Annotated in this window: 15 protein-coding genes; 10 read left to right on the top strand and 5 right to left on the bottom strand. The window is 73.2% G+C overall.

Annotation, left to right across the window (positions count from 1 at the left end):
- Positions 1-6: 6 nt before the first annotated feature.
- The 3 genes from ABEA10_RS08855 to ABEA10_RS08845 form a co-directional block, all read right to left on the bottom strand.
- Complete coding sequence (locus tag ABEA10_RS08855; protein WP_345459939.1) at positions 7-582, bottom strand: hypothetical protein; 576 nt, start codon at positions 580-582, stop codon at positions 7-9.
- Positions 583-834: 252 nt separating this feature from the next.
- The gene (locus tag ABEA10_RS08850; RefSeq protein WP_345459936.1) at positions 835-1,671 is read right to left on the bottom strand and encodes an SDR family NAD(P)-dependent oxidoreductase; all 837 of its coding nucleotides are present in this window, start codon (positions 1,669-1,671) and stop codon (positions 835-837) included.
- Positions 1,668-2,255: a TetR/AcrR family transcriptional regulator gene (locus ABEA10_RS08845; RefSeq protein WP_345459933.1), complete on the bottom strand. Its 588-nt coding sequence runs from the start codon at positions 2,253-2,255 to the stop codon at positions 1,668-1,670. The genes ABEA10_RS08850 and ABEA10_RS08845 overlap by 4 nt, the downstream gene beginning before the upstream one ends.
- A gap of 56 nt (positions 2,256-2,311) precedes the next feature.
- On the opposite strand from ABEA10_RS08845, the gene ABEA10_RS08840 reads away from it, so the two are divergent.
- Complete coding sequence (locus ABEA10_RS08840) at positions 2,312-3,031, top strand: SDR family oxidoreductase (RefSeq protein WP_345459930.1); 720 nt, start codon at positions 2,312-2,314, stop codon at positions 3,029-3,031.
- 3 nt (positions 3,032-3,034) lie between these two features.
- On the opposite strand, the gene ABEA10_RS08835 is transcribed toward ABEA10_RS08840, so the two are convergent.
- Positions 3,035-3,298: a DinB family protein gene (locus tag ABEA10_RS08835; RefSeq protein WP_345459927.1), complete on the bottom strand. Its 264-nt coding sequence runs from the start codon at positions 3,296-3,298 to the stop codon at positions 3,035-3,037.
- A 65-nt stretch (positions 3,299-3,363) separates the two neighbouring features.
- Here ABEA10_RS08835 and ABEA10_RS08830 point away from each other — a divergent pair, with 65 nt between their 5' ends.
- A complete protein-coding gene (locus tag ABEA10_RS08830) occupies positions 3,364-3,966 on the top strand; it encodes a TetR/AcrR family transcriptional regulator (protein WP_345459924.1) in 603 nt (200 codons plus the stop codon).
- 34 nt (positions 3,967-4,000) lie between these two features.
- On the opposite strand, the gene ABEA10_RS08825 is transcribed toward ABEA10_RS08830, so the two are convergent.
- Positions 4,001-4,513 (bottom strand): PadR family transcriptional regulator, encoded by a 513-nt coding sequence (locus ABEA10_RS08825; RefSeq protein ID WP_345459921.1) that lies wholly within the window; start codon positions 4,511-4,513, stop codon positions 4,001-4,003.
- Positions 4,514-4,603: 90 nt separating this feature from the next.
- Here ABEA10_RS08825 and ABEA10_RS08820 point away from each other — a divergent pair, with 90 nt between their 5' ends.
- The 8 genes from ABEA10_RS08820 to ABEA10_RS08785 all read left to right on the top strand — a co-directional run bounded on the left by ABEA10_RS08820 (position 4,604) and on the right by ABEA10_RS08785 (position 17,920).
- The gene (locus tag ABEA10_RS08820) at positions 4,604-5,158 is read left to right on the top strand and encodes a hypothetical protein (RefSeq protein WP_345459918.1); all 555 of its coding nucleotides are present in this window, start codon (positions 4,604-4,606) and stop codon (positions 5,156-5,158) included.
- Positions 5,159-5,213: 55 nt separating this feature from the next.
- On the top strand, positions 5,214-6,566 hold the full coding sequence (locus ABEA10_RS08815; protein ID WP_345459915.1) for a carotenoid oxygenase family protein: 1,353 nt from the start codon (positions 5,214-5,216) through the stop codon (positions 6,564-6,566).
- 99 nt (positions 6,567-6,665) lie between these two features.
- The gene (locus tag ABEA10_RS08810) at positions 6,666-7,151 is read left to right on the top strand and encodes a hypothetical protein (protein ID WP_345459912.1); all 486 of its coding nucleotides are present in this window, start codon (positions 6,666-6,668) and stop codon (positions 7,149-7,151) included.
- Between the two features lie 76 nt (positions 7,152-7,227).
- On the top strand, positions 7,228-10,605 hold the full coding sequence (locus ABEA10_RS08805; protein ID WP_345459909.1) for a DUF4132 domain-containing protein: 3,378 nt from the start codon (positions 7,228-7,230) through the stop codon (positions 10,603-10,605).
- 16 nt (positions 10,606-10,621) lie between these two features.
- Complete coding sequence (locus tag ABEA10_RS08800; protein WP_345459906.1) at positions 10,622-11,713, top strand: ATP-binding protein; 1,092 nt, start codon at positions 10,622-10,624, stop codon at positions 11,711-11,713.
- Complete coding sequence (locus tag ABEA10_RS08795) at positions 11,713-14,364, top strand: DUF5682 family protein (protein ID WP_345459903.1); 2,652 nt, start codon at positions 11,713-11,715, stop codon at positions 14,362-14,364. Before ABEA10_RS08800 ends, ABEA10_RS08795 begins: the two co-directional genes overlap by 1 nt.
- Positions 14,361-15,692: a VWA domain-containing protein gene (locus ABEA10_RS08790; protein ID WP_345459900.1), complete on the top strand. Its 1,332-nt coding sequence runs from the start codon at positions 14,361-14,363 to the stop codon at positions 15,690-15,692. The genes ABEA10_RS08795 and ABEA10_RS08790 overlap by 4 nt, the downstream gene beginning before the upstream one ends.
- A complete protein-coding gene (locus ABEA10_RS08785; protein WP_345459897.1) occupies positions 15,689-17,920 on the top strand; it encodes a hypothetical protein in 2,232 nt (743 codons plus the stop codon). The genes ABEA10_RS08790 and ABEA10_RS08785 overlap by 4 nt, the downstream gene beginning before the upstream one ends.
- The last annotated feature ends 31 nt before the right edge of the window (positions 17,921-17,951 follow it).

Here is a 17,951-nt window from a genome sequence, read left to right as displayed (position 1 = left end):
ACAGGATCAGGTGGTCTGGACGACCGTATCGGGCACGAAAAGGCGGGTGGTGCGGACGAGCAGGGCCCCGAAGGCGATCTGGAAAGCCACCTGCCCCTGGAGCAGGAAGCCGTGCTTGGGCAGCACGTAGATCGCGCAGAACACACCGCTGAGGAACTGCGCCAGCAACAGCCCGGCGGTCCAGCCGTCACCGCCGCTCCAGCCGAGCATCCGCAGGCCGAGCACCAGTTGCAGCACGAACAGGAAGGTGCCGGCGAGGGTGTGCACCCAGTCGAACACCAGGTTCGCGCTGTACGGGGTGAGGACGACGAGGACGGACATGGCGGCGAGGCAGTTCGCCATGCGGCGTACGTAGACCGGTGCGGGCGCGAACGGCGCCGCGGTGCGCAGCGCCGTCCAGATGAAGTAGCCGGGACCCAGGATCGCGATCGCGTACGGCACGACGGTCTGCCGGAAGATGCCGTAGTAGCTGATCCCGTCGTTGGCGCCGAGCCCGTCGGGCTTGAGGGCCACGCACATCAACAGGCCGACATAGAGGACGGCCTGACCCAGTATGAGGTTTCCGACCACCTTGCGTGTCATGATCCCCGATCTCCCCGGAACTGCGCGCGGCGGATTCCAGCCGATTCAGGGTGGACCGCTGCAAACTGATCGCAGCACCGAGGGTAACCCCGGCCGGTGAGTGCGGCGCGCCCGGCTGACCGGTTTCGGCCCAGGTCAGGGGTTGCCGCGGCCTTTGCCGGGCGATCGCCTGATGTGTCGGTGGCGAAGTGAAGACGGCGGCGCCGTGTGCCGCTCGCGCCTGATCCCGGTTCTCCCCGATGAGCAAGTGCGCTAGTCGGTGACGTCCTTCGCGCCGGTGAGCTCCAGGCTGCGCCGCCACAGCAGGGCGCGGGCGGCGGGGTCGTACGCCTGGGCGTCGGCCCGAGCCTCCCGGGTGCGGTCGAAGAACCGGCCCGTGGTCGTGGCCAGGCTCTCGTCGCTGACGAGCCGGTCCGTCGCAGCCAGGCCCGTCGCCAGGCTGTCGGCGCTGTGGCCGATCTCCTCGAGCACCATCTTGGTCGGCATGTACGTCGCCGGGTGCAGGCTGTTGACCGTGACCTCATCCGCCGGCAGGCGCCTCGCCAGCTCGAAGCCGGACATGATCTGCGCGAGCTTGCTCTGTCCGTACGCCCGGCCGCCGCTGTAGCCGTGCTCGATCATCAGGTCGTCGAAGTCGATCGGGTACTGGCCGAGGGAGGCGACGTTCACGATCCGGGCCGGCGCCGATCGCCGCAGCAGAGGGAGAAGCTCCAGGGTGAGCAGGAAGCCGGCGAGGTAGTTCACGGCGAAGCGCAGCTCGTACCCGTCGCGGCTGGTGCTCCGCTCCCGTCCCGCCGGCAGGCCCGAACCGATGCCCGCGTTGCTGACCAGCACGTCGAGTCGCCCGGTCGCCTCGCGGACCTCGTCGGCGAGCCGCCGTACCTGGTCGAGCTCGGCGAGGTCGGCGCGCAGCGTGCGCGGGCGGCGTACGCGGTGGGTGTCGCGGATCTCGTCGGCCACGACGTCGAGCCGGCCCTGGTCACGGCCGTGCAGCAGCACGGCCACGCCGCGCGAGGCCAGGTGGCCGGCGAGCGCCCGGCCGAGCCCGTCCGTCGCGCCGGTGATGAGGATGGTCCGCTCGTCGGTCAACTCTGCCTCCTGGTGGTGAGTACGGTGACCAGCTCGTCGATGAGTGCCTGGTCGACGGGCCGGTGGGCGGCGAGGACGCGGTACCACAGCGTGCCGAACACGATGTCGATCACGGTCTGGGACGTCAGGCCGGACGGCAGCTCCCCGCGGGCGACGGCGCGCTCGACGATCGTGCCGAGGGCGGCGCGCCGCTGCGCCAGGAACATCTCGCGGAACCGCTCGCCGAAGGCCGCGTTGATCTGCGCCTCGGCCATGAGCGCCCGCAGCAGCTCGACCACCTGGGGCCGGCTGCCGAGCGCGAACGTTGCGGCCAGGAAGGCGCGCAGGTCGGCCTCGTACGTGCCCTCGTCCGGGATCGGGATGTGCAGGTCCGCCTTGGTGGCGAGCGCGTCGAGCAGCACGTCGGCCTTTGACGGCCACCAACGGTAGATCGTCTGCTTGCCCGCGCCGGACCGGGCGGCGATCCCCTCGATGGTCAGGCTCGCGTAGCCGACCTCGGCGGTGAGCTCCGCCGCCGCCGTGAGGATCGCCCGCCGGCTCTCCTCGCTGCGCTTGCGCCCGGGCCGGCCGCGTTGATCGTTCATGAGTTCATGCTAGCTTGATTCGAGACGAGACGTAACGGTTCGAAATAGGAGATCTGATGAGCGACCACACCGCACTCATCGTCGGCGGGACCTCGGGCATCGGGCTGGCGACGGCCCGCCGCCTCCGGGCCCGCGGCGCCGCCGTCCACGTGGCCGGGCGCGGGGCCGAACGGCTCGCCGGCCTGGCGGCCACCGACCCGGAGATCGTCGGCCACCGCGCCGACGGCGGCGACCGCGACGCGATCACGGCCGTCATGGAGGAGATCGGCACGATCGACTGGCTCGTCGTCGCGCTCAGCGGCGCCGAGGGGGTGGGGCCCTTCGCGGACCTGGACCTCGGCATGCTCCGCCGGGCCTTCGACGCGAAGTTCTGGGGTCACCTCACCACGGTCCAGGCGGCGCTTCCGCACCTGGCGCCCACGGGCTCCATCACGCTGCTCAGCGCGATCACGGCCCGTACCGGCATGCCCGGCACGGCCGGGGTCGCGGCGATCAACGGCGCGATCGAGGCGCTCGTCCGGCCGCTCGCCGCCGAACTGGCCCCCATCCGGGTCAACGGCGTGTCGCCGGGCATCGTCGACACGCCCTGGTGGAGCGGCCTGCCGGACGACGCGCGACGCGACTACTTCGCCACCGCCGCCGGCCTGCTCCCGACGCGGCGGATCGCGACCGCGGACGACGTCGCCGAGGCCGTCGTCCTGGCCGCCGTGAACCCCAACCTGACCGGCACGGTGATCGAGACGGACGGCGGAGCCCGCCTGGTGACTCTGGCCTGAGGCTCACCGCCGATCGTTCGCGGGGGACCAGCGGGGGTTCCGGCCGAGGAGCGCGACGATCCGGTCCATCGCCGAGCCCGCCTCTGCGGCGAAGGGCGGACGATAGACGCCGCCGGGTCCGTTCAGGGGGCTGCCGGGGGCGGTGTTGGCCCGGGCGAGCGGCAACGCGGCGTCGGTCAGCCTTTCCGGTACGACCGGTGAGGTTCCGAGGGCGCGGGCAAGGTCCCAGCGGTGGGCGAGCATGTCGACGAGGTGGATGCCGAGCATGCGTGCGGTCGGTGTCGGGCCCCTGTCCGGGAGGACCATGGTCTGGCCCGTCCATAGTCGGGTGCATGTCTCCTCGTAGTTCGGTGGCCGAAGCGGAGCGGACCCGTGCGCGGATCGTGCGGGCCGCGGTCGACGAGGCGTCCCGTCTCGGCCTGGAGGGTCTGACGCTCGGGACCCTCGCGCGGCGGCTCGGCCTGAGCAAGGCCGGGCTGGTCGGCCCCTTCGGCTCGCGCGAGCAACTGCTCGAAGCCGCACTCGAACAGTCGGTCAAGATCTTCCGGGCGGCGGTTATCGAACCGTCGGCGGACCTGCCGCCCGGCCGGCACCGCCTCGAGCGGCTGATCACGGCGTGGGTGGACTACCTGGAGGACTGCCCGTTTCCGGGTGGATGCTTCGTCACCGCCGCGTCGTCCGAGCTCGACGGACGCCCGGGCCCGCTGCGCGACCGGCTGAGAAGCATGGTCACCTCATCCCGTGAACGCCTCGCCGCCGAGGTCGCCGCCGCCCAGGCCGAGTTGCCAAGCCCGCACCGGCCGCCGGAGGAAGTCGTCACGACGCTGATGGGCCTCTCCATGGCCGCCAACCAGGAGATTCAGCTGCTGGACGACCCGTCCGCCCCGGCCCGCGCCCGGGAGGCGATGCGTCACGCGGTCGGTCTCGACCGATGACCCCGGGCCGCTCGGCCTCCCCGGCTCGCGGCCGTTATTTGACCTGGGCGGCGGCCCATTCGGCCCACTCGTGGCGCATCGCGTTGAAGCGCAGGCCGTACTCCAAGGCGATCCGGCCGTACAGCGACAGGTCGCTCTCGTCCCACTCGATGCCGCGCTCCAGTTCCCGCAAGGCGTTCTCCTCTTCGGCGAAGCGTGTCGCCAGTCCGGCGAGGTAGGCCTCCGACTGTTCGCGGCTCAGCACCCCCAGGAAGAACACCCGCAGCAGCACCTCGCTGCGGACGTTGGGCTGTGGCTCGGTCTCGGTCAGCCACCGGCGCAGCTCGGTGAGGCCCTCCTCGGTGAGCGCGTACTGCTTGCGTCCGCGCGGACCCTCGGCCACGACCTTGATCAGCCCGCCGTCGGCCAGCTTGTTCAGCTCGGCGTAGATCTGGCTCTGCGTGGCCGGCCAGACGTTGGCCAGCGAGGAGTCGAATAGTTTCAGCAGGTCATAGCCGCTTGCCGTGCGGTCGGCGAGGAGTCCGAGCAGGGCGTGTCGTAGGCTCATGCGACCAGATTACCTTCCAATGTTGACATGTCGCCACCAGAGCTTCTAGCCTCGACATGTCGAAACAGGAACGTCGCCCAGGAGCCCACGATGACGTACGTCCGCACCTTCCTCCCCTGGATCGTCTACGCCGTGATCCCCTCCGGCAGCTGGAAGTGGGGAGCGCTCGCCGCCCTCGTCGTCGCGCTCTTCCTCGTCGCCACGCAGGTGCGGGCGGGCCGGGGCGCCGACGCGATGATCATTGAGATCGGCTCCTCGGCCTTCTTCGCCGTGCTCACGGTCATCGCCTTCGCCGACCCGCACTCGGGCCTGCACCCCTACTCCGCCGCGCTCGCCAACGGGACGCTCGCGCTCATCTCGCTGGTCTCCCTCGCCGCCCGGCGGCCGTTCACCCTCGGCATAGCCAAGCAGACGACCCCGCGGGAGTACTGGGACCTGCCCGCCTTCGTCCGGGTCAACACGATCATCACGTCGGTGTGGGCCGCCTCGTTCGTCGTGGCCGCGGTGGTGCTGACCGTGGTCGCCGCCGTCGCCCACGGGAACGTCACCGCGACCGTCGCCGTCCAGATCGCCGCCCTGGTCATCCCGATCGTCTTCACCCAGCGCTACGTCTCCCACGTCCAGGCCAGGGCCCAGCGCGCCTGACCGCCCCGCGCCTACGACCCGCCGGCGGACGCCCCGAAGAAGCAAGGAGAAACCGATGCCCGCAGCGCACCTCGCCGGGAACTACGCTCCCGTCGCCGAAGAGCTCTCCGCGTACGACCTGCCCGTGACCGGCCGGGTGCCGGACGCCCTGAGCGGCTGGTACCTCCGCAACGGGCCCAACCCGCACGACGCCGCCTCCGGGCACTGGTTCTTCGGCGACGGCATGGTCCACGGCGTACGCCTCGACGGAGGCCGCGCCACCTCGTACCGCAACCGCTGGGTCCGCACCAAGACCTTCACCGACGGCGCGCCGCTGCGCGACGGCGAGGGCCGCCTCGACCTCGCGGCCGGCGTCGCCAACACCCACGTCGTCCGGCACGCGGGCCGTACGCTCGCGCTGGTCGAGTCGTCCTTCCCGCACGAGCTGCACCTGTCCGGGAGCACGCCGCTGCCGGCGGGCGTCTGCGACCTCGACACGGCCGGCCCGTACGACTTCGGCGGACGGCTGACGACCGCGATGACCGCGCATCCGAAGACCTGCCCGACGACCGGTGAGATGCACTTCTTCGGGTACGGCGTCGAGGCGCCGTACCTCACCTACCACCGCGCCGACGCCGCCGGCGACCTGGTGATCAGCCGGCCCGTCGACGTCCCCGGCCCGACGATGCTGCACGACTTCAACCTCACCGCCGGCCACGTCGTCTTCATGGACCTGCCCGTGGTGTTCGACCTGGAGCTCGCGCTCGCCGGCACCATGCCGTACCGCTGGGACGACGGGTACGGCGCCCGCCTGGGCGTCCTGCGCCGCGACGACCCGTACGGGACGGTCCGCTGGTTCGGCATCGACCCGTGCTACGTCTTCCACCCGCTCAACGCGCACGACGACGGCGACCGCATCGTCGTCCACGTGATGCGCTACGCCGAGCTGTGGCGGGGCGGGCCGCGGTCGGGGGGCGTGACGGAGGAGGCCGCGCTGTGGCGCTGGACCCTCGACCTGGCCGCCGGGACGGTACGTGAGGAGCAGATCGACGACCGCTCGGCGGAGTTCCCGCGCGTCGACGACCGTCTCGTCGGGCTCGACTCCCGGTTCGGGCACGTCACCACGACCGGTGGCGACGGGGAGGGCGGCGCGCTGCTCCGGTACGACCTGCGGACCGGTGCGGTCACCGCGCACGAGTTCGGGCCGGGGCGGTTCCCGGCCGAGGCGTCCTTCGCCCCCGCCGACGACGTGCCGGGCGGCGCCGGCTGGCTGCTGACCTACGTCTACGACGCCGCGACCGACCGCAGCGACCTGGTCATCCTGGACGCCGGCGACCTGGCCGCGCCGCCGGTGGCGAGCGTCCACCTGCCCGTCCGCGTCCCGTACGGGTTCCACGGCAACTGGCTCGCCGACCTGTGCAGCCGGTGAAGACCGCCATATGCCGGTAATCGGTGGGTTCGGGGTCGTACGGTGGCTTGTGGTCCCCGTGCGGCCCCGAACGGCCGTCGCGGCTGATGGAGGTGACGCATGGCGCAGCACGTCTGCTCGTTGAAGTTCGACGCCGAACGGGACGGCGGCCCGCTGTCCGTCGCGTCCGGCGATGACTACCACCTCGTGCCCTTCCCGTACGGGTCGGCGGAGAGCTACGACCCCGACAACATGCACGCCGAGACGCGCGACGGGACCCGCCATCCGTTCCCCTCCGACCGGGCGAGCGGGCTGATCTGGCCGGGCCACCAGGCGTGGGGACGCCTGTACGCGATGATCCAGTGGGAGACCGCCTCGGGCGGCGCGGCCACCGAACTGCGCGACCAGTTCGCACGGGACCCGCTGGGAAAGATCGACACCACCTGCACCGAGCACCGCGGGGCCACGCCCGGCATGCAGTGCTTCGCCAAGTCGTGGGCCATGTTCGTCTCACCGGACGTGCCGCTGGGCCTGCGCGTCGCCCACAACGCCTCCCGCTCGCTGGACGTCGTGCTGGCGGAGTTCAAGCTCGAATACGAGGCCTGAACCCGCGCGGAGACTGTCGGAGCCGCTCGTTACCGTGTCCCGCGAATCGTTCGAACGGAAGTCTGTGGAGGCACGCGTGCGGCATACCGAGGTGGCCGAGCCGGCGCCGGGGGGAGACGCCCTCCCGGACGAGGAGACCTTCGAGATGCCGGCCTCCTGGCGGCGCGTCGCGCGCCGCCGGCGCGGCGGGCCGCCCCGTACGCCGGTGACCGTCGACGGCGGAGCGGCCGTCAGGGTCGCCGGGTGGGCCGAGCGTGCGGCGGAGCGCACGGCGCAGGCGCTGGCCGACCCGGAGAGCGACCAGGCCCTCGCCGAAGAGCTGCGCGCCCACCTCGCCGGCCGGGTCACGCCGCGCGCCGCCGCCCTGCTCGCGCACGTCGCCGCCGCGCCCGACGACCACGAACGCTCCGCGGTGGACGATCACGCGGCCTTCGCCGACGCCTGGGCGTCGGCACACGGCCTGGCGTTCGCCGCCGCCGCGACGGCCGAGATCGCCGACACGGGTCTGCACGTCTGGTGGCAGGGCACGGCCCGGCGGAAGCGCCGGTGGCGGCTTCGCGCCCACCCCACCGGCCAGTACCCGTTCTGGAGGTGGCCGTGGCAGCCGGTGGCCGACCGGATGCGCGACCTGCTGGCCGACGCGCGGGAGGAGGACTACCGGGCGGCCGTCGAGACGCTCGCCGCCCATCGGCGCACCGGGGTGCAGCGCGTGCTGGTCTCGTACCTGGTGCCGACCGAGACGGCGTGGATGGACGAGTGCTGCGCCGAGGCCGCGTCTCACCGCCAGGCGGCCCTGAGCGTCATGCTGTTCTGCTCGGTCGGCTCGGCCGGGCAGCTCGCCGCGCTCACGGCGAGCTTGAGCCTCGGGTACGGCCAGTGGTCCCGCCGTGTGCTCGCCACGCTGATCGAGGCGGCCGGTGTCGACCCGGTGGTCGCGCTGATGGCCGGCGCCTTCGGCGCCGCGTACGCCGACGACCGCAAGGTGGGCGCCGAGGTGCTGAGCCGGCTGCCCACCGACGAGGCCTTCGGGGTGCTGGTCGGCCACCGGGGCGAAAAGCACGTGCAACCCGCGCTGCTCGACGCGATGAAGCGCTATCCGGTACGCGCGGTGCGGCTGCTGGCCCCCGCCGCCGTCGGTTCCTCCAAAGAGGCCGCCGCAGCGCTCGACCTGCTCGCCGGGCACGTCCGGGACCGCCCCGAGGCGGTCGCCGCCGCGCTGCCCGGCTTGCCGGCGGAGGCGCGCGCGACGGTCGAGCGGCTCGCCGCCGAGACGGCCGACCGGGCCGAGCGGGTCGCGACGGCGCCGGCGGAGGCGTTGCCCCCTCTCCTGGCCGCACCACCGTGGACGCGCCGCCGCAGGCCGGCCAGGCCGATCGTGATCGCGGACCTGACGCCCCCGGACGGTTCCTCGATCGTCTGGCCGGACGGCCGCCGCGACGAATGGCTGCGGTCGGCCTCGCAGTACGCCGACCGCCTTGTCAGGAGTGACTGGCCGGAGATGATCCGCCGATACCGGGCGCGCGAGCTGAACTTCATCGAGGAGGAGGCCCTGTTCACTCTCGGGCCGGTGGACGCCCTCCGCCCGTACGTCGCCGACTGGCCGACCCCGCGGCGCTACGGCGCGGAGCACTGGATGCGCCCGATCATCGCCCGCTTCGAGCTCGACGCCCTGCGGCCGGCGCTCGGCATCGCCATCGACGAGTCCCCGGGCGTGGTCGGCGGGCTGCTGCTGCCCTTCCTCGACGTCCGGGTGGCCCGGCTGATGGCCGACTGGCTGGCCCGGCTGAAGTCCGCGCGCAAGATCGCGACCGGCTGGCTCGCCTGGCACGGTTTGAGCACCGTGCCCTTCCTGGTCCCCGACGCCGTCGGCCCGGCGGGCCGGTCCCGTACGGGCGCGGAGGCGGCGCTGCGGCACCTCGCGTCCACCCACGACGCGCACGCCGTGGTCACGGCGGCGAAGGTCCACGGCGACGAGGCGGCGGCGGCCGTCGAGGCGATGCTCGCCGCCAGCCCGCTGGACAGCGTCCCGGCCCGGCTGCCCAAGGTCGGCGACTGGCTGGAGCAGAGGCGGCTGCCGCAGGTGCTGCTCCGCGACCGCGCGCAGGCGCTGCCGCCCGAGGCCGCCGGCCATATCGTCACGATGCTCACGATCTCCAAGGCCGGTGAGCCGTACGCCGGGCTGGAGGTCGTCCGGGAGACGTGCGACCGGGCGTCCCTGGCCGAGTTCGGCTGGGCGGTGTTCCGGCAGTGGCAGCTCGCGGGGATGCCGGCCAAGGACGGCTGGGCGCTGGCCGGGCTGGGCCGCCTGGGCGACGACGAGACCGTACGCCGGCTCACGCCGATCATCCGGGCCTGGCCGGGCGAGGGCGGTCACACCAAGGCCGTCGCAGGGCTGGAGGTGCTGGCCGAGATCGGGTCCGAGATCGCCCTGATGCACCTGAACGGCATCGCCCAGCGGGTGAAGTTCAAGGCGCTGAAGGACCGTGCCCGGGAGAAGATCGAGGAGGTCGCCGAGGGGCTGAGGTTGAGCCCGGAGCAACTGGCGGACCGGCTGGTACCCGACTTCGGGCTCGACGACCAGGGGAGCATGGTCCTCGACTACGGGCCGCGGCGGTTCGTGGTCGGCTTCGACGAGCAGCTCAAGCCGTACGTTCTGGACGAGACCGGCAAGCGGCGCAAGGACTTGCCGGCGCCGGGAGCGCGCGACGACGATAAGGCGCTCGGCGAGCGCAAGCGGTTCGCCGCGCTGAAGAAGGACGTGCGGACCGTCGCCGGCGACCTGATCCGCCGGCTGGAGACGGCCATGGTCACGCGGCGCGGCTGGAGCGCGACGGAGTTCGCGGACCTGTTCGTCGGGCATCCGCTGACCTGTCACATCGCCCGTCGCCTGGTCTGGGTGGGCGCCGGCGGCGTCGAGTTCCGCATCGCCGAGGACCGTACGCTCGCCGACCGCGACGACAACACCGTGTCCGTGCCGGACGGGTCGATCCGCATCGCCCATCCGCTCGACCTGCCCGGCACGCTGGAGGCGTGGTCGGAGGTGTTCGGCGACTACGAGATCCTGCAGCCGTTCCCGCAGCTCGGCCGGCCGGTGTACACCCTGACCGAAGAGGAGCGGGCGGGCTCGCGGCTGACCCGGTTCGAGGGAGCCACGGTGCCGACCCGCGCGGTGCTCGGCCTCGAACGCCGCGGTTGGCTCCGCGAAGCCCCCCAGGACGCCGGCATCCAGGGCTCGATCTCCCGCCCGGCGGGAGACGGCCGCTACGTCGTGATCTTTCTGGATCCCGGTATCGCGGTGGGCGCCCCGGAGATGTTCCCCGATACCCGGCTCGACTCGATCTCGCTCACGGACCGGCCGGACGGCTACGCGTCCCAGGGTTCGCTGCGGTTCGGCGACCTCGACCCGGTGACGGCGTCGGAGGTCATCGCCGAACTCACCGAGCTGACCGCCTGACCCCCGGAGCACCCGAATGACGACCGAAGAGACCTTCCAGCGCCCGCCCGCGGAGATCCGCTACGCCGACGAGCTGGCCCGGCTGCGCGACGACGACCGGGGTGGACGGCCGCCGGGCTGGTCGCTCAGCCTGCAGGCGGCGCGCGCCTTCATCGTCGGGGACGAGCGGCGCGGGATCCGCCGCAAGTTCGTCGGAGACCCCTCGCTGATCGACCGCGCGCTGGTGAGCCTGGCCACGAGCCGCGGCCTGCTCCTGGTCGGCGAGCCGGGCACCGCCAAGTCGCTGCTGTCCGAGCTCATCGCCGCCGCGGTGAGCGGCACCTCGACCCTCACCATCCAGGGCGGCGCGGCCACCACCGAGGATCAGATCAAGTACTCCTGGAACTACGCGCTGCTCGTCTCCGAAGGCCCCTCGCCGCGGTCGCTCGTCCCGGCGCCGCTGCTCACGGGCATGGCGGAGGGAAAGATCGTACGGTTCGAGGAGATCACCCGCTGCCCGCTGGAGGTCCAGGACTCGCTGCTGTCGCCGCTGTCCGAACGCGTACTGGCGATCCCCGAGCTGAACGGCGCCGACGGCATGGTCTTCGCCCGCCAGGGCTTCAACGTCATCGCCACCGCCAACACGCGCGACCGGGGCGTGAACGACATGAGCGCGGCCCTGAAACGCCGCTTCAACTTCGAGACCGTGTTCCCGATCGCGGACTTCACCACCGAGCTCGACCTGGTCGAGGCCGAGGCGCGGGCACTGCTGGAGGCCTCCGGCGTCACCGCGCCGCCGCGCCGCGACGTATTGGAGGTGCTGGTCACCACCTTCCGCGAGCTGCGCGCCGGCACGGCCCCGGACGGCGCGCCCACCGACCGCCTGTCGACCGTGATGAGCACCGCGGAGACGGTGTCGGTGGCCCACGCGGTCGGGCTGCGCGGCTGGTTCCTGCGCGGAGAGCCGGGCACCGCGGCCGACATCGTCGCCTGCCTCGCCGGCACGGCGGCCAAGGACAACACCGACGACCTGGCACGACTACGCCGCTACCTCGAACAGCAGGTGCCCCGGCGGCGCGGTGACCAGTGGCGGGCCCTGCACGACGCCCGGCACCTGCTGCCCGGCTGATGCCCGTCACGTTCATCGGGGTCCGGCACCACAGCCCGGCCTGCGCCCGGCTGGTCGAGCGCACCATCGAGGCGTTGCGGCCCGCGTACGTCCTGGTCGAGGGGCCGGCCGACGTCAACGACCGGCTCGACGAGCTGCTGCTCGGGCACGAACTCCCGATCGCGATCTTCAGCCACTACCGCGACGACGAGCGTTCCCACCTGTCGTGGGCGCCGTTCTGCGGCTACTCGCCCGAATGGGTGGCCCTCACGGTGGGCCGCGCCCACGGCGCGGAGCTGCGGTTCATCGACCTGCCCGCCTGGCACCCGGCGCTGGCCGGCCGCCGCAACCGGTACGCGGACGCCGAGCAGCGCTACGCCGACGTGGCCGACCGCCTCTGCCGGGCGTTCGCCGTCGACAACATCGACGCCCTGTGGGACCGCCTGGTCGAGGTCGAACCCGACGACGGCCTGGACGAACGGCTCGCCACCTACTTCGACCTCGTCCGCGGCGACACGGAGGCGGGAGAGGACGACACGGCACGCGAGGCGTACATGGCGGCCTGGGTACGCGCGGCCGCCGCCGACGCGGGAGACCGCCCGGTCGTCGTGGTCACCGGCGGCTTCCACCGCCCCGCCCTGCGTCGCCTCGTGGCTGAGCCGGGCGGTGATGGACTGGACGGTGAGGGCCGTCGGGCCGAGGGGGCTGGTGGTTCTGCGAGGGCCGCCTCGCCGTCGGGTGTGGGGGAGCCGGATGGTGATGGGCCGGGGGCCGTTTCCGCTGATGCGGAAGGTCGTCCGGCCGAGGTGATGGGGCGCTTTCCAGGGACTGCCTCGCCGTTGGGAGTGCTCGCCGGCGGGGAGAGGCGTCCGGTCGAGGTGGTCGGTGGTCTTCCGGGGGGCGCCTCGGTGGAGGCGGGTGGTGGTTGGCCGGAGATTCCCCGCCCGGCGGCGGGGGCGGTGGCCGGGAGCTACCTGGTGCCCTACTCCTTCCGGCGGCTCGACGCCTTCTCCGGATACCAGTCCGGCATGCCGTCGCCCGAGTACTACCAGCGGCTGTGGGAGCAGGGCGCGGACGCGGCCGCGGACGGCCTGGTCGAGGCGGTCGCGACGAGGCTGCGGAGGCGCGGTGTCGCCGTCTCGACCGCCGACCTCATCGCCGCCCGCACGCTGTCCGCGGGGCTCGCGCGGCTGCGCGGCCACCCGCACCCGGCCCGTACGGACATCCTCGACGGGCTGGTCAGCGCGCTCGTCTCCGACGACCTCGACCAGCCGCTGCCGTGGACCCGGCGCGGGGCGCTCGCGTCCGGTGCCCATCCGGTCGTGGCCGAGATGGTGGCCGCGCTGAGCGGCGACCGGACCGGCCGCCTGCACCCGGACACGCCCGCGCCACCGCTCGTCCACGACGTCGAGGCCGAGCTGACGCGTCTCGGCCTCGACCGTACGGGCACGGTCGAGCTGGACCTCAGCGATGGCGGCGATCTCATCCGCGCCCGTGTCCTGCACCGCCTGCGGGTGCTGGGCATACCCGGGTACACGCGGGTCTCCGGGCCGGGCTCCGGCGCGGACCCGGTGCTCGACGAGAGCTGGGAACTCACCGACCACGAGGCGCGCACGCCCGCGCTCATCGAGGCCGGGGCGTACGGCGGCACGCTTCGTGACGCCGCGACCGCCGTGCTCGCCGAGGGAGTCGCCGCCGCAGGGACAGATCCGGGTGCCCTCGCCGCGCTGCTCTTCGACGCCGCCCTGTGCGGCGTCACCGACCTGTCCGAGCAGATCACCGAACTCATCGCCGCGAACATCGCCGGCGCCCGCGAACTGGGTCCGCTCGGCGAGGCGCTCGCCACGGTGCTCGGCCTCTGGCGGCACGACCGCGTGCTCGGCACCGCCGGTAGCCCGATGTACGCCGCGGTGATCGACGGTGCGGTGACACGGGTGCTGTGGCTCGCCGAGGGCGTGCACGGCGGCCCCGCCCCGGCCGACCTGGCCCGCCTGCGCGCGGTCACCGCCACCAGAGACGCCCTCCTGCACGCCCACGAGGTGCTCTCGACCGGCAGGGACGCCGCCCTGGACGTCATGGCCCGCATCGGCGCCGACCGCGACACGCCGCCCGACCTGCGCGGCGCCGCGTTCGGGTTCGGCTGGTCGCTCGGTGCCTCCGTCGACCCCGTACGCGCGCTGCGCGGCGCCGCCGGCGCGGACACGCTCGGCGACTGGCTGGCGGGCCTGTTCGCCCTGGCCCGCGACGAGGTCCTCGCCGCCGGGAGGTCGGCCGGGGTGGGTTGGTCGGGGAAAGCCGGGAGGTCGGCCGGGGTGGGTTGGTCGGGGAAAGCCGGGAGGTCGGCCGGGGTGGGTTGGTCGGGAGAAGCAGGCAGCCCGGCCGGGGGCGATGGGGCGGGGGACGCCGAGGGCGGTGTGCTCGCGGTGCTGGACGACCTCATCACCACGATGCCGGACTTCCTGGCCGGGCTGCCCGCGCTCCGGCAGGCGTTCGCCTACTTCCCGCCGCGCGAGCGTGAGCTGATCGCCCGGCGGCTGCTCGAACGCCGTCGGCTCACCGGGTCGGCCCGTGCACTCCTCCGTACGACGGCCGACCCGCTACTGATCGCAGAGGCGAAGGCGCTCGAGGACCGGGCGGGCCGCCTGCTCGCCGGAGAGGGACTGCTGCCATGAGCGAGCGAGGCGAGAAGACCGAAGGCACGGCTCCGGTGGTGGCCGGCTCTGATGGAGGAGAGGCGCTGGGCGAGCGGGATGAGGAGGTGGCGGGCGCGGCTGCGGTGGTGGCCGGCCCCGGCGGAGGAAGTGCGGTGGGTGAGGGGATCGAGGGGACGGTTCCGATGGTGGACGCCTCCGGCGGGGGAGGTCACGTGACCGCGCTCGATCCGGGGCTCGAACGCTGGAGGCTCGTGCTCGGGGCGCCCGCCGAGACGTGTACGGGTGGGCTGACGGGGGACGCCGCCGCGAGTGACCGGGCGCTGGACTGGCTCTACGGCCGCGACCCTGACCTGGCCCGTCGCGGCGTACGGCGTGGTGCCGGTCGTCAGGCCGGGTCCGGGCCTTCGGCGCTGACCACGGTCGACTGGCTCGACGACATCCACCGGCTGTTCCCCCGCGAGACCATCGAGCGGCTCGAACGCGACGCCGTCGAGCGGTACCAGATTCACGAGGTGGTCACCGACCCCGACGTCCTGTCCCGCGTCGAGCCCAACCCGACCCTGCTCCGCGCCGTCCTGCGCACCAAGCACCTGATGAACCCCGAGGTCCTCCGGCTCGCGCGCCGCATCGTCGAGGACGTCGTACGTGATCTGATGAAGCGGATCGCGCCCGAGGTACGGCAGGCGTTCAGCGGCACCCGTTCGCGCAGGCCGAGCCGGCTGCGCCAGGCGCGTAATTTCGACTTCCGCGGCACGATCCGGGCCAACCTGGCGCACTACCAGCCGGAGGAGCGGCGGATCCTGATCGAGCACCCGAAGTTCGTCTCCCGCGTACGCCCGCACCTCGAACAGTGGCAGCTCGTGCTCATCGTCGACCAGTCCGGTTCGATGGTCGGGTCGGTGATCCACTCCGCCGTGACCGCCGCCTGCCTGTGGAACCTTCCCGGCCTCAAGACCCACCTCATCGCGTTCGACACCAGCGTGGTCGACCTGACCGCGGACGTCACCGACCCGGTCGAGCTGCTGCTCAAGGTGCAGCTCGGCGGCGGCACCGACATCGCACGCGCGGTCGAGTACGGCGCGAGCCTGATCGAGAACCCGCGCCGCACCATCCTCGCCGTCATCACCGACTTCTACGAGGGCGGCGACGAACACCGGCTCGTCCGCACCGTGGCCCGGCTGGCCGAGCAGGGCACCCGGGTGCTCGGGCTCGCCGCGCTCGACGAGGAGGCCAACCCCTCCTACGACCGTGCGCTGGCCCAGCGGCTCGCCGACGTCGGCGCCCACGTCGGAGCGATGACACCGGGGCAGCTCGCCGCCTTCGTCGCCGAACGGATCGGCCGATGACGCGCGCCGACCTGCTCGCCCTCGACACCGACGCCCTGGTGGCGCTGGCCAACCGCGGACTGGTCAAGCGGGCGGCCAGAGAGCTGGACGCCGGCGCCGTACCGACCCTGTCGACCGACGCGGACGGCACCGTACGCGGGCGGTTTCCCGACGGCGTCGAGGTCGTCTTCCCGGTGGGCGCCGGGCTCGACACGGCCTCGTGCACATGCCCGGCGACGGGCGTCTGCCGGCATCGGATCGGGCTGGTCCTCGCCTACCAGCGCGAGACGGAGCCCGCCGAGTCCGGACCGGCGGAGGAGTGGTCGCCGGGAAGCATCGACGACGAGACGCTCCGCCAGGTGCTGGGCGCCCGAACGGTGACCGCCGCCCGCCGCCGGCGCACCGCGGGCTACTACGCCCACGTCCACCGGGACACGCCGGCACCGTGCGTCGAGCTGGCGACCTGCACCGTACGGTTCCTGGTCCCGGGGGAGCTCGGATACGCCCACACCGACGCCGTAGGTCCCGACCACGACGAGGCGATCGTGCTGGCCGTCTGGGCGTTCCGCGAAGCAGACGAACACGCCCCGGGCGAGCGAGAGGTCCGCCTCGACCTGGGCGGCCCGGAAGAGACACCGGACGATACGCCGGAGCCCAGTGCGGCGCCGCCGGACCACGGGTCCGAGCGGCGTCGGAGCGGTGCGGCGGCGCCGAGCGGTGAGGCGCGTCCGGGAGACGCCGGTGTGGGGGAGTCCGGTGGTGAGCCTGGTTCGCTAGACGCCGCAGTGGCGGAGTCCGGTGGTTGGACTGGGGCGCCGGAGGGCGGTGAGACAGGGCCTGGCGGTGTGGCGGGAGTGGGCGGTGCAGTAGGGCCTCGCGACGCCGGCGGGGCCGAGGGCGACGTCGGACCTGGTGCCGGGCCGGGCGGTGGGATTCCGGTTCATGCCGGTATGGAGTCTGCGGCCGAGCTGGCCACCGAGTTGCTGGCCGAGGGGGCCATGCATGCCGGTCCCGTTCTCGGGGCGGCGTTGCGGCGGATGCGCCGGACCGTTGGTGAACAGGGGCTGCACTGGCCCGCCGGGGCGCTGGATGATCTCACCGAGCAGCTGGACGCGTACGCCGCCCGGGGCGCGCGTTACGCGGCGGAGCGTTATGCCGAGCTGCTCACCGAGCTGCACGCGCGCCGGCGTGCGGCTGCCGCCGGGGGGTTGCGTTCGCAGATCCTGGGGGCCGGGGAACCAGGGCGGACACCGCTGCGGCGCGTACGGCTCGTGAGCCTCGGCTGCCGCGTCGGCGGCACTGTGGACGAACGCGTCGCCGACGTCTTTCTCGCGCACGCCGGGGAGGGCACGGTCCTGGTGCTCCGGCGGCGCTGGGACGTACCGCCGGAGGAGCAGCCGACAGGCCACGAACTGACCAGGCGCCGGGTCGCGGGTACGTCGCTCGGTGCCCTGGCCGTGGCGAACCTGGTCTCGGAGTCGGCCTCGCGCAGCGCCAGCCGGGTCGTGCACATCGCCCAGGGCCGGGTCGCCAAGACGACGGTCATGCCGGTGGGCGACGCCTGGTCGCGGCTGCCCGAACCGGTGATGGTCCGCGACCTGGCGGCCGCCTCCCGCGCGCTGGAAGAACTGCCGCCCCGGCTCATCCGGCCCCGTGTGGCGGCCGAGCACGTACGGGTCGTCGAGGTCGCCGAGGTGCGCCAGGTCGGCTACCACCCGGGCGACCAGCGGCTGGACGCCGTGATCGCCGACGCGGCGGGAGGCACCGCCACGGTCGCGGCGGAGTACCGCGCGCACTGTCCCGGAGCGCTGGACGCCCTCGCCGCCGCACTGGGCGACGGCCCCCGTCTCATCACCGGGTTCCTGCGCCGCGGCCGGGGCGCCCTGCTGATCGACCCGATCGCGGTCCTCGGCGCCGGCGGCATCACGGTGCCGGACCTCGCTCCGGGGGAGGGCGACGGTGAGCTGGCCGTCCAGATGCCCACCGCACGCGACCGGCTGGACACGGCGCTGGAGGCCGCGCTCACGGCGTTCGCGGAGATCGCCCACCGAGGTCTGCGCCATGCGACGCCGGGTGTCCACCGGAGGATCGAGGAGGCGGCCGCCGAACTCCGCCGGGTCGGCCTGACGGCGACGGCGGACACGGCGACCGCCTTCCTGACGGCCTGCCGGACCGGCGACGCGGACGCGATGACCCGGACCTGGGTCGACGTCCAACTCCGCCTCATCACCACCGCCGAACTCCGATGAGAGACCACCGGGCACCCCCACCCACCGAACC

The organism is Actinoallomurus oryzae, assembly GCF_039541955.1.
GTDB classification, from domain to species: Bacteria; Actinomycetota; Actinomycetes; order Streptosporangiales; family Streptosporangiaceae; genus Actinoallomurus; species Actinoallomurus oryzae.
Note: the sequence above shows the minus strand (reverse complement) of the source record. Positions and strands in the feature narration are given on the sequence as shown.

What these genes read in the sequence shown, in the direction of transcription:
- ABEA10_RS08855 (WP_345459939.1), bottom strand. Translation starts at nt 582, where the DNA reads ATGACACGCAAGGTGGTCGGAAACCTCATACTGGGTCAGGCCGTCCTC.
- ABEA10_RS08845 (WP_345459933.1), bottom strand. Translation starts at nt 2,255, where the DNA reads ATGAACGATCAACGCGGCCGGCCCGGGCGCAAGCGCAGCGAGGAGAGC.
- ABEA10_RS08840 (WP_345459930.1), top strand. Translation starts at nt 2,312, where the DNA reads ATGAGCGACCACACCGCACTCATCGTCGGCGGGACCTCGGGCATCGGG.
- ABEA10_RS08835 (WP_345459927.1), bottom strand. Translation starts at nt 3,298, where the DNA reads ATGCTCGGCATCCACCTCGTCGACATGCTCGCCCACCGCTGGGACCTT.
- ABEA10_RS08830 (WP_345459924.1), top strand. Translation starts at nt 3,364, where the DNA reads ATGTCTCCTCGTAGTTCGGTGGCCGAAGCGGAGCGGACCCGTGCGCGG.
- ABEA10_RS08825 (WP_345459921.1), bottom strand. Translation starts at nt 4,513, where the DNA reads ATGAGCCTACGACACGCCCTGCTCGGACTCCTCGCCGACCGCACGGCA.
- ABEA10_RS08820 (WP_345459918.1), top strand. Translation starts at nt 4,604, where the DNA reads ATGACGTACGTCCGCACCTTCCTCCCCTGGATCGTCTACGCCGTGATC.
- ABEA10_RS08815 (WP_345459915.1), top strand. Translation starts at nt 5,214, where the DNA reads ATGCCCGCAGCGCACCTCGCCGGGAACTACGCTCCCGTCGCCGAAGAG.
- ABEA10_RS08810 (WP_345459912.1), top strand. Translation starts at nt 6,666, where the DNA reads ATGGCGCAGCACGTCTGCTCGTTGAAGTTCGACGCCGAACGGGACGGC.
- ABEA10_RS08800 (WP_345459906.1), top strand. Translation starts at nt 10,622, where the DNA reads ATGACGACCGAAGAGACCTTCCAGCGCCCGCCCGCGGAGATCCGCTAC.
- ABEA10_RS08795 (WP_345459903.1), top strand. Translation starts at nt 11,713, where the DNA reads ATGCCCGTCACGTTCATCGGGGTCCGGCACCACAGCCCGGCCTGCGCC.
- ABEA10_RS08790 (WP_345459900.1), top strand. Translation starts at nt 14,361, where the DNA reads ATGAGCGAGCGAGGCGAGAAGACCGAAGGCACGGCTCCGGTGGTGGCC.
- ABEA10_RS08785 (WP_345459897.1), top strand. Translation starts at nt 15,689, where the DNA reads ATGACGCGCGCCGACCTGCTCGCCCTCGACACCGACGCCCTGGTGGCG.